Genomic DNA, 14,759 nt, shown 5'->3' with positions numbered 1-14,759 from the left:
TAGGCAATAAAAATAGGAATTTTAAGCATATGACCTATAGTGGAGTGCTCAGAAAAATGAAGACGCAAAACGGCGAGCCCGTGCAGTATTTCTTAAACTTTGAGACGGATTTTATCAACGTGAACCAGCTTTTAGGAAAACGCATTAGTTTGCAGTTTCTCAAGTATGAATGCCTCAACTGCGGATTGGATAAAAAGATCTTCCGTCAAGGGTATTGCTACGACTGTTTTTATGATGTGCCACAAGCTGCAGATTGGATCATTAAGCCTGAACTCAGCAAAGCGCATTTGGGCCAAGAAGATCGCGACTTGGAGTATGAAAAGAGAATGCAGCTGCAACCTCATATTGTATACTTGGCCAATTCCAGTTCCGTAAAAGTTGGGGTGACGCGTAAAAGTCAGGTCCCAACGCGTTGGATTGACCAAGGTGCGCATGAGGCCGTTGCCATTGTTGAAGTTCCCAACAGATATCTGGCGGGAATCACAGAAGTTGCCTTAAAGGATCAAGTGAGTGATAAGACCAATTGGCGTGCCATGCTTAAAAATGATATCAAAGATGAGGATCTGGTGGGTTGGCGTGATAAACTCTTACCCTTAGTGCCCGATGAAGCCAAAGACTATGTCTTGGATCAGCAAACGGAGACACATTTAAAGTTTCCTGTACAGCAATATCCTGAGAAACCTAACAGCTTGAATTTAGTAAAAGAAGGGGCCTACACCGGCACACTGGTTGGGATCAAAGGGCAATACCTGATCTTTGAAGACCAAACGGTTTTCAATGTGCGTAGTAATGAAGGGCTTTATGTAGCCTTGGAGTTGAGTGTGACCGCATAAAACTGTCTTTAACAGCTTTTTAATACGTCTTTGCCAGGGATAGCTTTATCTTTATAAGGTTATGAATAAAGTAAAAATTTCCGCCATGTCCTTGGTTTGGATCACCACACTTTTATTGGTAACCTTGACTGTAATGGTTACTATGGATCTTCCTTTTAATTGGGTGTTTTATTTAAGTGTACTCGGACAGGTTTTTGTGGTACTGATGGTATATCGTGTTTTGACAGATGATTATACCACCGATAAGACCTTCGATGATTTCTACGAGGATTACGATACCGAGACCAAACGCTTTAGATAAGCCAAAGACGCAATGCTTGCACAACGGCTATCCCAATCAGGGCAATGCCTATTAGCGTGTGCATGCAGATCTTACTGCGTTTTTTGGTCTCTTTTGAGGCCAAGCGTTTGCCCGTAGACCCATAGATCATCAAGATTCCAACCTTGCCCAGAAAAACTCCGAAGAAAAAGAAAACTAAAGAGCTCAAATCTAACATTGCAGAAAGTTCAACGTAGTTATTATTTACCAATGCTACGGCTACCAACCAAAACAATAAGACTGGTGGGTTGATCGCAGCAAGCAGATAGCCTTGAAGCAGCCTAGTGCTAAAACTACTTGAGGTTTTGGACTTCTTTTTGCGTTTGGGAAGTTGTTGCTTAAATAAAAACAAAGTCCCAACAGTCAAGAATACGCCGACAAACAAGACCTTGACCCAAGGGTTCATGTTCAAAAAGTCAGCGACAAACATGCTATAACTCAAAGCGAGAAAAGCCAGTGAGATCTCACCCAAACCAGCGCCGTAAGCAATTTGCTGGCCTTGTCTTTGACGGCCTTTAGCCGCTGCACTGATCACAGCAATATTGGACGCTCCGGGGAAGGCTCCGCCTAATCCAGCCAATAAAACTCCAATGATGAGATATAAAACAAACATGCCCATTTAGTGGTGCATGCTCACAATACCTTACAATTAAAAATCGGATTAATGCAGTTCCTCACTGCCTTTAAGCCCAAATAAATGTCTTAGATAATATACCCCTGCATAAAGTAATGGCGTGTCCAAAAGGGCTACTAAGACCTTAAAAAGAAAACCACTAATGAGCAGGCTGGTGAAGATTTCCCAGGGCAATTTGCCAAAACTACAGAGCAATAAAAGCACCGTAAAGGTGTCTACAAACTGAGATGTGAAGGTGGAGAAATTATTGCGCAGCCAAAGGTGTTTTCCTTTGGTCATTTTTTTCCACCAGTGGAAGATTTGAATGTCTATATACTGCGCCAACAAATAAGCCATCATGGAAGCAAAAACAGCGACTGCCGTGGCTCCAAAGACCAAAGTAAAGATCTCATTATCTAAAGGACTTGTCGGGATGGCATTGAAATGATCTGCCGTCCAAACAATACCCAGGGAAAAGAAAGAGGCGAAAATACCTGTGGTTACCATTTGATTCGCCTTTTTTTGACCATAGACCTCGCTAACAATGTCGGTGATCAAAAAAGTGATGGGGTAGGGCAAAACACCAACGGAGATCTCAAAGGTGTAAATCCCCGAAAAATCAATCGATACAAATTTTTGAAATATCAAGTTAGAAACCACCAATGAGGTGATGAACAAGGCAGCGAGAATCAGATAGATACGATCGGCCAAAGGGCCGTTTTTTGGTATAGAATCACTCACCTAGCGAAGTTACGATTTTAATAAACACTGTTATTATCTTTTGCGGACTTTGCTTATTTTCGCTCCTACCTAATCACTGACCCTCATCAAAGAAAAACGCACCATATACCTCGCGCTCGGGAGCAACCAAGGCAACCGATTTGAACAGCTGCAAGCGGCGGTAAATGCCTTGTTTGAGACGCTTGGAGATGTGAGAAAGATCTCTGCCGTATACAGCAGTCCAGCCTTAGGATTTGAAGGTCCGGAGTTTTTGAATTGTATTGTAAAAATGGAGTCCGATCTGTCTAACTCCAAACTCATCAAAGAAGTGCTGCGTATTGAAAAGCGCCTTGGGAGGATCCGCGGGGAGTCTGCCGGCTACAGTTCGCGTACCATTGATATCGATGTTATTGCTATAGATCATCAGGAGGTGAGGTCTAAGAATTTGACCGTTCCTCATCCAGCCATGCAAGACCGTCTTTTTGTGTTGCAGCCCATGCAGGATCTAACTCCCGATTGGAAGCACCCTAAGCTGGGAAAAACCGTTACAGAATTACTGGAAGCGTGCAGCGATGAATCCAACCTTTCCAAGCAGTCCAAATGGCTCAGGAATCCAAAGAAGAACCTCCAATTGGATCAGTTTAAATACTTGGCCATTGAAGGGAATATCGGGGCTGGTAAAACCAGTTTGGCCACTTTGATTTCTCATGATTTTAATGCCAAGTTGGTCTTGGAGCGTTTTAAGGACAATCCTTTTTTGCCTAAATTTTACAAGGATCAAACGCGTTATGCCTTTCCGTTGGAAATGTCTTTTTTGGCAGACCGATACCAGCAATTGCTGGATGATATTTCCCAATACGATCTCTTTAAGGAGTTCATAGTTGCTGATTACGATCTGTATAAATCACTCATCTTTGCTAAGGTGACCTTGCAGGACGAGGAATACGCCTTGTATAAAAAGCTCTTCCATTTGATGTATAAGGAGATTGCCCGTCCGGATTTATACATCTATCTCTATCAAACTACCGAAAGTCTTTTGGCTAATATCAAAAAACGCGGCCGCTCTTACGAGTCAGACATTCAACCGGAATATTTGGAACAGCTCAATCAAGGGTATCAGGAGTACATAAAGTCCTTCCCAGAAGGAGGAGTAAAGGTCATTGATGTCTCCGGATTGGATTTTGTGGCTAACAGAGCAGACTATTTAAAAGTGCTGCGAGCCATCGTTTCTTAAGCCTTTAGCGATAATTTCTGGAACAGATCCCATAGCACCACTCCAGTGCTCACAGAAATATTTAGCGAGTGCTTAGTACCGATCTGAGGAATTTCTATCACGCCTGCACACTGGTCAATTACCTTTTGCTGAACGCCTTTTACTTCATTGCCAAAGACAACTGCCATGGGAGTTTTTTCTGGAGCAAAGTCGTTTAGCATCGTGGCATTTTCTGTTTGCTCTATCGCGTAACTGTTAATGCCCTCTTGACTCAATTGCTCAATGAGCTCTGCACAGTTTTCGCGGTATTCCCAGTCTACGCTGTCTGTGGCTCCTAGGGCTGTTTTTTGAATGTCTTTATGCGGAGGTGTCGCGGTGATTCCACAGAGGTAGATCTTTTCAATCCTAAAGGCGTCCGAAGTTCTAAAAACACTTCCCACATTATTCAAACTGCGGATGTCATCCAAAACCACAATAATTGGAGTTTTGTTTGCCGCTTTGAAGTCTGCTACGTTCAATCGGTCCAGTTCGCTATTGCGCAATTTTCTATAGTCACTCATGCGTTTGCAAAGGTAGGAGATTGTTAATAAAAGGGAATAACTCTAAGGGGTTGATCTTCCTTAAAAAATGGAGTTTTTCTACTTTAGCTTTTCAACTCGTTTTATGGCCACAAAAGTCACTCCTTTAATGAAGCAGTACAATGCCATCAAGGCTAAACACCCTGATGCCTTATTGCTTTTCCGTGTGGGCGATTTTTACGAAACCTTTGGAGAAGATGCCGTCCGTGCAGCTAAGATTTTGAACATCACCTTAACGGCCAGAAATAATGGGGGAGACAAAACGGAATTGGCTGGCTTTCCGCATCACGCTCTGAATACCTATTTGCCAAAATTAGTGACCGCAGGATGCCGCGTGGCTATCTGTGATCAGTTGGAAGACCCCAAGCAAACCAAGACCATTGTAAAACGCGGAGTGACCGAGTTGGTGACTCCTGGAGTTGCTATTAATGATGACATTCTTCAGGCTAAAAAGAATAACTTTTTGGCCGCGATCTATCCTTCAAAAAAGGAATTAGGGGTCGCATTTTTGGATATCTCCACGGGCGAATTTTTAGTGGCCGAGGGCAGTTTGATCTACATTCAAAAACTCTTGCAGAATTTCAGCCCGGCTGAGGTGCTATTCTCCAAGCAAAAGCGCGCTTGGTTTAAGGAGCATTTTTCTGCCGCTTTGAATGTTTTCTATCTAGAAGATTGGGTGTTTCAGCACGAGTATACCAAAGAGAAGCTTACTCAGCATTTTGGCACGCTCAATCTAAAAGGATTTGGCGTGGAGCATTTGGGTCAGGCGCAGATCGCTGCTGGAGCCATCATGCACTATTTGCAAGAGACTCAGCATTCGCGATTGGATCACATTACCAATATTGCGCGAATCGCTGCGGATAAGTACTTGTGGATGGATCAATTCACCATTCGCAATTTGGAGTTATATCACCGTTCCAGTCCAGAAGCTGTAACCTTGTTGGATATTCTAGATCACACGAAATCTCCTATGGGAGGCCGTTTGATGCAACGTTGGCTAGCCTTGCCTTTAAAAGATTTGGATGCAATCAATCGCAGGCACGACCAAGTGGCGCATTGGGTGGCTAATCCTGAGGCTTTGGAACGGCTTAGAGCACAACTCGGATACATTCGTGACTTAGAACGATTGGCCTCCAAGGTGGCTACTGGGAAAGTAAATCCGCGCGAAGTAGTGCAGCTTAAGAATTCCTTGGAAGGATTGATTCCACTCATTCAAGGCGTTGAAGCAGATTCAGGAACAATCTTTAAAGACCTTTTAGCCAAGTTGGATCCCTGTGATTCCCTGCGTGAGCAAATTAAGGCGACCTTAGATGAAGAGGCTCCGATATTGTTGTCCAAAGGAAAAGTAATCGCAGCGGGATTCAATTCAGAACTGGATGAGCTCAGAGAGATCGCTGGAGGTGGTATTGCTTATCTGGATAAGATGGTGGAACGCGAAGCCGAACAAACCGGCATCACTTCCTTAAAGATCGCGTCCAACAATGTTTTTGGATACTATATTGAGGTGAGAAATACTCATAAGGATAAAGTCCCAGAACATTGGATCCGCAAGCAGACCTTGGTGAATTCTGAGCGCTATATTACTGAAGAACTCAAAGAATACGAGCAAAAGATTCAAGGTGCCGAGGCACAGATAGCCGTATTGGAATCACAATTGTATCAAGAGCTGCTGCAAGCTATTCTTCCGTTTATTGGAAAACTACAAGCCAACGCGCAAGCGGTTGCGGCTGTAGATTGTTTGTGCAGTTTTGCACATTTGGCCATCACTGCCAGATACAACCGTCCGCAAATGAACGATGGCTTTGAGATCAACATCAAAGATGGTCGCCATCCGGTCATTGAAAAACAATTGCCGCCAGACACGCCTTATGTGGCCAATGATGTGTTTTTGGATCGAGAGCAACAGCAGCTCATCATGATCACCGGACCCAATATGAGTGGTAAGTCTGCTATTTTACGTCAGACTGCGCTAATCTCACTTTTGGCGCAAATGGGGAGTTTTGTCCCAGCGGCCAGCGCAGATCTTGGGGTGGTAGATAAGATCTTTACCCGAGTAGGGGCGAGCGATAATATTTCCATGGGGGAATCTACCTTTATGGTGGAAATGAACGAGACGGCGAGTATTTTGAATAATATCTCTGAGCGTTCCTTAGTGCTGTTGGATGAGATCGGTCGCGGTACCAGCACTTATGACGGAATTTCCATTGCTTGGGCCATTAGTGAGTATTTGCACGAGCATCCAGCGCGTCCTAAAACCTTGTTCGCGACCCACTATCACGAACTCAATGAAATGACCGAGCGCTTTGAGCGTATCAAGAACTACAACGTCTCGGTAAAGGAGACCTCAGACAATGTATTGTTCTTGCGCAAGTTGGTTCCAGGAGGTTCACACCACAGTTTTGGTATTCATGTAGCCAAGATGGCAGGGATGCCGGATACAGTGATCCGCAGATCTAACAAAATCCTTAAACGCCTGGAAAACTCGCATTCCTCTGAGCAGCTGAACGATAAGATGAGTCAAGTAGCAGAAGAGGAGCTGCAGCTCAGTTTCATTCGTTTGGACGATCCTTTGTTGGAGGAAATTCGCGACGAGATTTTAGAGTTGGACATAGATACATTGACTCCAGTAGAGGCATTGATGAAACTCAACGAGATCAAACGCTTATTGAGCCGCAACCGCGCAGAACGCCTCAAGAAATAGCTCGAATTTCTTTTAAAAAAATACTTTAGTATTCTCATAAAAGTTTTAAATTTGCCTCCGCTCTTACAACAAAGAGCACGTTCTTTAAACACGCGAAAATAGCTCAGTTGGTAGAGCGCCACCTTGCCAAGGTGGAGGTCGCGGGTTCGAATCCCGTTTTTCGCTCTAATGACATTATTGTCATTAAGTCCAAGTTGCAGAAGTGGTGGAATTGGTAGACACGTTGGACTTAAAATCCAATGGGCAGTAATGCCCGTGCGGGTTCAAGTCCCGCCTTCTGTACTAATAAGCGAAAACCCCGACTCGAATGAGTCGGGGTTTTTTGTTTTAAGCACGCGCCAAGCTCGCTTGAGCGCGTGGGAAAAACAAAAAACCCACTGTGCTTTTGCACAGGGGTTTTCATTTACATCTCGACTGGGCGGGACTCACGAGCGAAGCGAGTAATTCCCGCCTTGGAAAAAAAGTTCTAGGTTATTCTTTTTATCTCATAGAAGTAATTCCTGCCCCTCACCCCGCGCCAGCGATTATTCCTTCTTTAATATTTTAAGTATAGGTAGTCATGAATGCTTCGCATTTGAGCGTATGTTTGAGCTCTTTGCGGAGCAAAAGCGAGTAGCGAAAGCGCGGTGCCGTAGGCAGGCGCCCAAAATGACATCTAGAAAAAATAACACATCGCAAATCACACGATGTCAGCATCGAAAAGTTGTAGTAGCGGGCGCGCGGTGCACCAAAGCTTCAGCGAAGGTACAGGCGCCACCAAAACCTATCAAATATGAACGTAATCAAGCAGCTGATCAATTACTTCTGGTAGAAGCAATCCTTCATCTGAGGCAAGTGGAGTCATTTTTAATTCCTTGATAGTAAAATAGGTTTCTGAAGTTTCTTCTCCTGGATGATTTTCTGAAGGAATAGTGATTTTCTCTAATATCCCTTCCATTTTTACATACTTTCCGTGTAGCGTCCAACTCCAGTTGGACAACTCTCGCAATTTTTCAATATAAAGCCAATGGCCGCGATAGCTAAATGGATTTGGTCCTCCGTCATATATTACTCCTCTTAAACTCACTTTTTTGCCGAGTTGATCTTCTAAACGGATGAGTCGCGGTTCAGCATTTTCTACACGGTATATTTGAGGATCATCCGTCGTGCTAATAGTGCCAAAAATCTCAACTTCTTTTCCAAAGAAGCCTTTGTCATAAGATCCGGAACTGCCAATTTCAATACGCCAATTGCTTCCAGCTATATATGCTTTCCCCTTTTGTTTTTCTGAAATACCTGAGATTAATGCTTTCTTTCCGATGAAGTCTTTAGGGTTATACTCAAACGCTTGAAGTTTTATACCAGATAATACAATAAGCTCGTTTCTGAAATAATAGCCTGAGGTTGAATAACTAATGTTTGCTTCGCGGTAAGCAGGCCAGGGTACTCCTTCAAAAGATCCTGTTTCATACACCCTCAAACTCCAGGTTTCCCCTTTCTTGATATTTGGCTCATTCTCCTCACTAAATTTTTCCCAGTTGGGCCAATAGGGTTTTAAGGGTATTCGAATAATTTTTTGAATTACGGTATCATTGATCTTTTGTACAAGCAGATTCGGACCACCTTCATAACCTTTAAAAGGGCCATCGATAATAACCCCTTCAACGGTTAAAGTTGTTCCCAGGGGATGTCCCAATTCTCCGATCAGGTCATAGGATTGACCCATGTCCATGAGCTTAACTTGATCTTTATCTTTTTGGGCTGAAGTATTAGAAAAGCTAAAAAGGCTTGTGATAAGCAGAATTGTTCGAAGAAGTCTCATTCTTTAAATCTACTAATATTAGGTGAAACTCCCGCGTCTTAAAAACCACACCCCCAAGGTTCCTCTCCATAAATTAACATAAGAGCAATCCAATGATTTGTTAATCTTCATAGGGTCATTCCTCTCTGGCATGACCTTTGGAGCTTGCTCTGGCATATTAACTAAAATCATTGATTATGAAGAAAACTACTTTGTTGCTAGCTCTAGTGCTGGCTACTACTGCTTATGCGCAAAATCAGGACGATCGTTTTACCATAAGTCAAGGCACTTGGGAACTGGGTGGTAACCTAGGGCTTTTTTGGAGCAATGCAGAAGCTACAGAGCCCAACAGTGACCAGCGTGACTTTGACAGCTTCTTTCTGTTTGTAAGTCCCAATATTGGCTACGCTTTTGACGACAATTGGGTGGCGGGCTTAGGATTGGACTACCAATACCGCAAAGACAAGGCGATTTTTAATACGGAAAGTGGGAACGAATCCGTGATCAATACTTATGGTGTTGAGGCCTTTGTGAAAAGGTATTTGGCTTTGGGTGCTAAATTCGCTTTTACGGTTCGGGGAGGCCTAAATTATCAGATCTCAGATCAAGAAAGTAGATCTGCGAACCCTGAAGTGAGTACCAGGAATCAAGATGTGGCTATTTTTGGAGCTGGTCTTACGCCAGGTTTTGTTTACCGCCTATCACCGAAATTTCTCGTGCAAGCTAACTTGGGAGCGCTCAATTACTCACGAAGAAAAACTACGGAGTCTGATGGCAGGGAAGATGTTTCGAATAATTTTTCCTTCCGCATCAATCCTGAAAGTATCAACTTTGGAGTTACCTATCTCTGGAACTAGGGTATTGAAGGAGTATAAAGCAGCCCTTGGGGCTGCTTTATTATTTTACACGCCAGGGCGGATTCTTTCTATGTTCGCCACCCCAAAAAAGGATGATCTTATTCCCGGCAGGATCTGTTAGCCGGGCTTCACGCCATCCCCAACTTTGATCTGTAGGCAGGAGGTCAAAAATAATTCCCGATTGTTGTAGTCGGTCCACCTCTGCGTTTAGTGATTGGGTTTCAAAATACACCACAGGAGCTTCTCCTGCTCCCATTTCATCAATTTGGTGTATGGAAAAAGTACTATCTCCGTCAGGGCATTCAAAGCGCACATAGCGTGGTGCAGCGTCAACGATAAGATTCAGTCCGAGCAGCTTGTAAAACGCAACACTAGCATCCATATTATTGGTGGGTACCGTTACTTGATTGAGATTCATTTGATTATAGGGTGGAATTTATAAATAGTGAGCTGTCCAAATTGCAAGGCCCAATTCATACCTCTAATTTACCACCATTATTTGACAATGTGATCTCCTATAGTTGGGTGCCGATTTCTAAGAATTACTGAAAAACCGTAATAAAATTCGCACAATAGTTAAAAATTTGCTTACCTTTGTAGGAAACTACGCATAAGTAGGCGTCGTTTTATTTATCAGAAGCTGTACGAAGTTTCTGAAGAACTACCAACCTCACACTTGACATTTTAATACAAAGAACTGTCCTAGTCTTTATGTAAAAGACTGAGGATCAGTACTTTTTTTGGCATCTATTAGTGGGTGTCTCATAAAGATTTTTGGGGCTGCGATCTTTATTCAAGAAAAGATTACGGCCAATTTATAATAATGATTAGTAACAACGTTTAACTAAAAACCTAACTTAAGATGAATCGCTTAAAACTATTGTTCCCCATTTGCGCCTTGGGCTTCTTATTTTTTGCTTGTGAAGCAGAACCTGTTGAAGAAGCTCTGGAAGCTAATTTTAGTGTAAGTCTATCTGAGCTAGAAGCTACAGAAGATTTTACCGATAGCGATACGAATCAACGCGCCACCGACGATGACGATGATTACGTAGATGTAGATGGAAAGAGCGCTCAAACGGATGACGATGACGACTACGTAGATGTAGACGGGAAGTCAGCCCAAACCGATGACGACGACGATTATGTTGACGTTGACGGAAAGCAAACAAAAACAGACGATGACGACGATTACGTAGATGTGGACGGAAGATCAGCTCAAACTGATGACGACGACGACTACGTAGACGTAGACAGCCGCGGATAATTCTACTGGGAAATTGCGGTTTAACCTGCAGCGGTCAGTGGCTTTGCAGCTAACTTCTATTTTCTGGACCTCAGAAACAACAGATTTGTGTTTTTTGGTTTGAATCCAAAGGCATAATCGGTTATATTGGGTCTTGAAATGAGGCCGCGTACTTTCTATTTATTCGATATAAAGAAAAAAGCCATACTCATCAGCTTGATGGGTATGGTTTGCTATTTTATAATTTCTTGTAAACACGAGGGACCCTCTGGTGCAGAAGTCCCGAGTACAGTTCAGGATTCTGTATTGGCCATCATTGACGAGGTCGCCGTTGGTGATCAACCCCGTACCGTTCTTAAATCTCAATTACTGCGTGCTTTTAGGCTGCACGGATTGATTCAAAATGATTCCGTCAAGAAACTGGTTCTGGATTCTGTGGCGCGCAACAGTTTGCGTTACCGCAATGATGAATTGGCCCGAATGTCTGCAGAGCACTTGCAGGATATTGCCGTGGCGGGTAGTGATACCCTAGGAATTGCCAAGGCGCATTGGTATTTGGGCTTGTATTACTTGCGCAAGGATCAAATTGACAGTGCAGCAAATAAATTCTACTACGCCGAACGCTTCTACAGACTTTCAGGAGATTTTATAAATGCGGGTCGTTCCGTGCTTAACTTAGCTATACTTCAAAAGAATCAGAAGGATTATATCGGCAGCGAACAAAGCACCGTAAGAGCCTTAGAATTCCTTGAGGGCGTAGAAGGAGAGCAGCGCCGGATCGCATCAGCCTATAACAACCTGGGCATCATTGCTAAGGATACTGAAAAGTATGATTTAGCTATTGAGTATCACAACCAAGCCTTAGAATACAGACAACAGATTGGAAATCCCGCCTTGGAAGCGAGCTCGTTTAATAACCTGGGCATTGTCTACACCAATATGGGACAATATGAAAAGGCTATTGAGACCTTTAATGAGGGCTTGGATAATGACAGTCTGTTTTTCCAGCGTCCAATCACCTATGCAAAACTGCTAGACAACAAAGCTTACGCGCAATTATTGGGCGGCAAAGAGCAGGGATATCCAGAAGCTTTCATGATTCCATTTAGACTTCGGGATAGTATTTCTGACAAGTCTGGAAAGGTGCAGAGTTATTTAAGACTTTCTGAATATTATCTCATGATCGATTCTATATCCAAGAGCCATACCTATGCGAAAGATGCATTGGCGCTTGCCCAAGAGATCGGTTATCAACGTGGAGAGCAGGAGTCTCTGCAGTTGTTGGCTAAGAATTCTGAGCCAGCGATCGCCTTGAATTACAACAATCGCTTTATTGCAATCAATGACAGTTTGCAGAAAGCTGAGCGTTCCTTCCAAGATCGTTTTGCGCGCTTGCGCTTTCAAACTGATGTATTGGAGGATGAGCGCAATCGCGTGATCCAAACCAATAAGCAGTTGCAGCTGGTACTGTTGAGTATGATCGCTTTTGCTCTTTTGGGTTATATCTTCATCCAACGCCGTGCGAATCGAAAGGAGTTACACTATCAGGCGGATCAACAAAAGGCTAATGAAGAGATTTACAGTTTGATGCTTTCCCAGAAGGTGAAGTTGGAAGAAGGTAAGCAGATAGAAAAGCAGCGGATCTCAGAAGAGCTGCACGACGGTATTTTGAGTAAGCTTTTTGGGGCCCGATTGAGCCTGGACAGCTTGAATGCAAAAGTGGATGATAAATCTGTCGGCATTAGACAGTCTTATATTCAAGAGATCAAAAATATAGAGAGTGAGATCCGATCCATTTCTCACGAGTTGAACGCCAGTGCCTTTAACAGCGAGGTGATCTATGTAGATGCTATTGAGAAACTGCTGCGTGATCAGTGTACCATCCATAACATTGAGTTTGAGCTCAACAGTGATCATATGATTGAATGGGAAAAAATGTCTAACGACAAAAAGGTACACTTGTACCGAATCATTCAAGAGGCGCTTCAGAATATCATGAAACACGCTAAGGCAGATGAGATCTCCGTGCGATTTGCCCAATTGGTCAATGGCGTGCGTTTAACCATTGAGGACGACGGTATTGGAATGAATACCAGTAAGGTCAAGCGCGGAATAGGTCTTAAGAATATCAAATCTCGTGTAAAACAAATTGAAGGCAACCTTCGCATTCAGAGTGAAGAGGGCAAAGGCACACAGATCACCGTTGACTTCATCGCATAATTCAGCTACCTTTCTTTTATCGATTAATTTTCCCTTTGGTCAGTTTTGGGGTTCGTTATCAACATCATTTTAGTTCTTTTCATTTAATAATCATGTTCTTAGGTCTACTAACTAATACTTTTTATTATGAAAAAATTCGTTGCAGAAGCTATTGGAACATTCTGGTTGGTATTCGGCGGATGCGGATCTGCACTCTTGGCAGCTGGTGTTGAAAATGTTGGAATTGGATTCTTGGGTGTATCGTTAGCCTTTGGATTAACGGTGGTAACCATGGCTTACGCTATAGGACATATTTCTGGGGCTCATTTGAATCCCGCAGTGACCATTGGTCTTTGGGTTGGTGGCCGATTTTCTTCCAAAGAAGTTGTGCCTTATATCATTGCGCAGTGTTTGGGTGGATTGCTGGCCGCAGCTGCGCTCTATGTTATTGTTACGGGTAATGGCTCGGAGATAGGCTCCTTTGCGGCTAACGGTTATGGGGAACACTCTCCCGGAGGTTACTCCATGGAGGCAGGAATGCTCACCGAATTTATTCTGACTCTGGTCTTCTTGGTGGTGATCATGGGTGCTACCCATAAGAACGCGGCTTCAAAATTTGCAGGCTTGGCCATTGGTTTGGCTTTGACCCTGATTCACCTGATCAGTATTCCTGTGACCAATACTTCGGTAAATCCGGCTCGTAGTCTAAGTCAAGCAGTGTTTGTTGGTGATTGGGCTTTGGCGCAGCTTTGGGTCTTTATTGCCTTCCCTATTGCGGGTGCGATTTTTGGTGGATTGTTATACCGATGGCTTGCTGGAGGAGATGAATAATTAATCTGATAAAGAACTAAAAAAGGAGCTGTCAAGCTCCTTTTTTATTGCAAAAACGTGGTCTAATTACGGGAAATAAGTAAATCTATCATTGCCTAAAATTTGGTATATTGTAGAAGCAACAATACCGATCGATTTTCGTTAGAAAAATCGAATACAGAATCCAGAAGATCACTCCCAATAATTGATTCCATTATGAAGACTAAATTAAATGTTCTGATGGTCGATGATCACCCCATTATCATCGAAGGATACCGCAACACACTGTACGACAACTTTAACGAGCAGTACACCTTGATGATCGATGTGGTTTCCAATTGTGATGATGCGGCTAAGGCCATAAAAATGAATCGCAACGAGAAGCCCTATGATGTGGCACTCATCGATATAAAATTACCTCCATCCAAAGACGGTAAATTGACCTCCGGAGTTGACGTAGCTATCCTTTTAAGGCAGTTACACCCAAAATCCAGAGTGATCATTTTGACCATGCACAATGAGGACGGACGCATTCATAACATTTTGCAGAACATCAACCCAGAAGGTTTCTTGATCAAAAGCGATTTGACCTCTAGTGAGCTCAGTCGTGCCTTTGAAGAAGTAGCTGATGGCCGTACTTATTACAGTGCCACGGTAAACAATCACTTTAGAAAAATGATCAGTAATGATTTTTCTTTAGATCAGAAGAATCTTCAGATCTTGTATCATCTTTCCAGAGGGGTACAAACCAAGAATCTGAGCAATTATATCAATCTTTCGCTAAGCGCCATTGAAAAGCGCAAGAATCACATTAAAGAATTATTTGATATCAAATCAGCTAATGATGAGGTCTTGATTGAAGAAGCTCGTAGACGCGGATTTGTATAAAAAAA

General features: G+C 43.1%; 14 protein-coding genes and 2 tRNA genes. 11 read left to right on the top strand and 5 right to left on the bottom strand.

Features of this window, described 5'->3' with window-relative positions; genetic code table 11:
- The first annotated feature begins 29 nt into the window (after positions 1–29).
- The gene (locus tag POW22_RS12060; protein WP_272832952.1) at positions 30–833 is read left to right on the top strand and encodes a DUF2797 domain-containing protein; all 804 of its coding nucleotides are present in this window, start codon (positions 30–32) and stop codon (positions 831–833) included.
- A 61-nt stretch (positions 834–894) separates the two neighbouring features.
- The gene (locus POW22_RS12055; RefSeq protein ID WP_272832951.1) at positions 895–1,134 is read left to right on the top strand and encodes a hypothetical protein; all 240 of its coding nucleotides are present in this window, start codon (positions 895–897) and stop codon (positions 1,132–1,134) included.
- On the opposite strand, the gene POW22_RS12050 is transcribed toward POW22_RS12055, so the two are convergent.
- Entirely contained in the window at positions 1,127–1,765 is a 639-nt protein-coding gene (locus tag POW22_RS12050) for a LysE family transporter (RefSeq protein ID WP_272832950.1), read from the bottom strand. The two genes, POW22_RS12055 and POW22_RS12050, sit on opposite strands and share 8 nt — an antisense overlap.
- Before the next feature lie 48 nt (positions 1,766–1,813).
- The gene (locus POW22_RS12045) at positions 1,814–2,506 is read right to left on the bottom strand and encodes a queuosine precursor transporter (RefSeq protein WP_272832949.1); all 693 of its coding nucleotides are present in this window, start codon (positions 2,504–2,506) and stop codon (positions 1,814–1,816) included.
- Positions 2,507–2,582: 76 nt separating this feature from the next.
- Here POW22_RS12045 and folK point away from each other — a divergent pair, with 76 nt between their 5' ends.
- Positions 2,583–3,719 (top strand): 2-amino-4-hydroxy-6-hydroxymethyldihydropteridine diphosphokinase, encoded by a 1,137-nt coding sequence (gene folK / locus POW22_RS12040; protein ID WP_336407717.1) that lies wholly within the window; start codon positions 2,583–2,585, stop codon positions 3,717–3,719.
- Here folK and POW22_RS12035 read toward each other — a convergent pair.
- A complete protein-coding gene (locus POW22_RS12035) occupies positions 3,716–4,258 on the bottom strand; it encodes an RNA methyltransferase (RefSeq protein WP_272832948.1) in 543 nt (180 codons plus the stop codon). The genes folK and POW22_RS12035 overlap by 4 nt on opposite strands.
- A gap of 103 nt (positions 4,259–4,361) precedes the next feature.
- Between POW22_RS12035 and mutS the strand changes: the two genes are divergently transcribed.
- The 3 genes from mutS to POW22_RS12020 all read left to right on the top strand — a co-directional run bounded on the left by mutS (position 4,362) and on the right by POW22_RS12020 (position 7,259).
- Positions 4,362–6,977: a DNA mismatch repair protein MutS gene (gene mutS, locus POW22_RS12030; protein WP_272832946.1), complete on the top strand. Its 2,616-nt coding sequence runs from the start codon at positions 4,362–4,364 to the stop codon at positions 6,975–6,977.
- Positions 6,978–7,069: 92 nt separating this feature from the next.
- Positions 7,070–7,142, top strand: a tRNA-Gly gene (locus POW22_RS12025).
- 31 nt (positions 7,143–7,173) lie between these two features.
- Positions 7,174–7,259: transfer RNA gene (locus tag POW22_RS12020), tRNA-Leu, on the top strand.
- 484 nt (positions 7,260–7,743) lie between these two features.
- On the opposite strand, the gene POW22_RS12015 is transcribed toward POW22_RS12020, so the two are convergent.
- On the bottom strand, positions 7,744–8,778 hold the full coding sequence (locus POW22_RS12015; protein WP_272832945.1) for a hypothetical protein: 1,035 nt from the start codon (positions 8,776–8,778) through the stop codon (positions 7,744–7,746).
- A 176-nt stretch (positions 8,779–8,954) separates the two neighbouring features.
- Here POW22_RS12015 and POW22_RS12010 point away from each other — a divergent pair, with 176 nt between their 5' ends.
- On the top strand, positions 8,955–9,614 hold the full coding sequence (locus tag POW22_RS12010) for a porin family protein (protein WP_272832944.1): 660 nt from the start codon (positions 8,955–8,957) through the stop codon (positions 9,612–9,614).
- 40 nt (positions 9,615–9,654) lie between these two features.
- Here the strand turns inward: POW22_RS12010 and POW22_RS12005 are convergent, their stop codons facing one another.
- Positions 9,655–10,032 carry a VOC family protein gene (locus tag POW22_RS12005; protein ID WP_272832942.1) on the bottom strand — a complete coding sequence of 126 codons (378 nt, stop codon included), beginning with the start codon at positions 10,030–10,032 and terminating at the stop codon, positions 9,655–9,657.
- A 444-nt stretch (positions 10,033–10,476) separates the two neighbouring features.
- Between POW22_RS12005 and POW22_RS12000 the strand changes: the two genes are divergently transcribed.
- From POW22_RS12000 to POW22_RS11985, 4 genes are all read left to right on the top strand, one after another.
- The gene (locus POW22_RS12000) at positions 10,477–10,878 is read left to right on the top strand and encodes a hypothetical protein (protein WP_272832941.1); all 402 of its coding nucleotides are present in this window, start codon (positions 10,477–10,479) and stop codon (positions 10,876–10,878) included.
- A 138-nt stretch (positions 10,879–11,016) separates the two neighbouring features.
- The gene (locus POW22_RS11995; RefSeq protein WP_272832940.1) at positions 11,017–13,077 is read left to right on the top strand and encodes an ATP-binding protein; all 2,061 of its coding nucleotides are present in this window, start codon (positions 11,017–11,019) and stop codon (positions 13,075–13,077) included.
- 126 nt (positions 13,078–13,203) lie between these two features.
- Positions 13,204–13,887 (top strand): aquaporin Z, encoded by a 684-nt coding sequence (gene aqpZ / locus POW22_RS11990; protein WP_272832939.1) that lies wholly within the window; start codon positions 13,204–13,206, stop codon positions 13,885–13,887.
- A gap of 195 nt (positions 13,888–14,082) precedes the next feature.
- Positions 14,083–14,754 (top strand): response regulator, encoded by a 672-nt coding sequence (locus tag POW22_RS11985; protein ID WP_087523356.1) that lies wholly within the window; start codon positions 14,083–14,085, stop codon positions 14,752–14,754.
- The last annotated feature ends 5 nt before the right edge of the window (positions 14,755–14,759 follow it).

The sequence above is a fragment of the Gilvibacter sediminis genome, assembly GCF_028561565.1.
Classification (GTDB): domain Bacteria; phylum Bacteroidota; class Bacteroidia; order Flavobacteriales; family Flavobacteriaceae; genus Gilvibacter; species Gilvibacter sediminis.
Note: the sequence above shows the minus strand (reverse complement) of the source record. Positions and strands in the feature narration are given on the sequence as shown.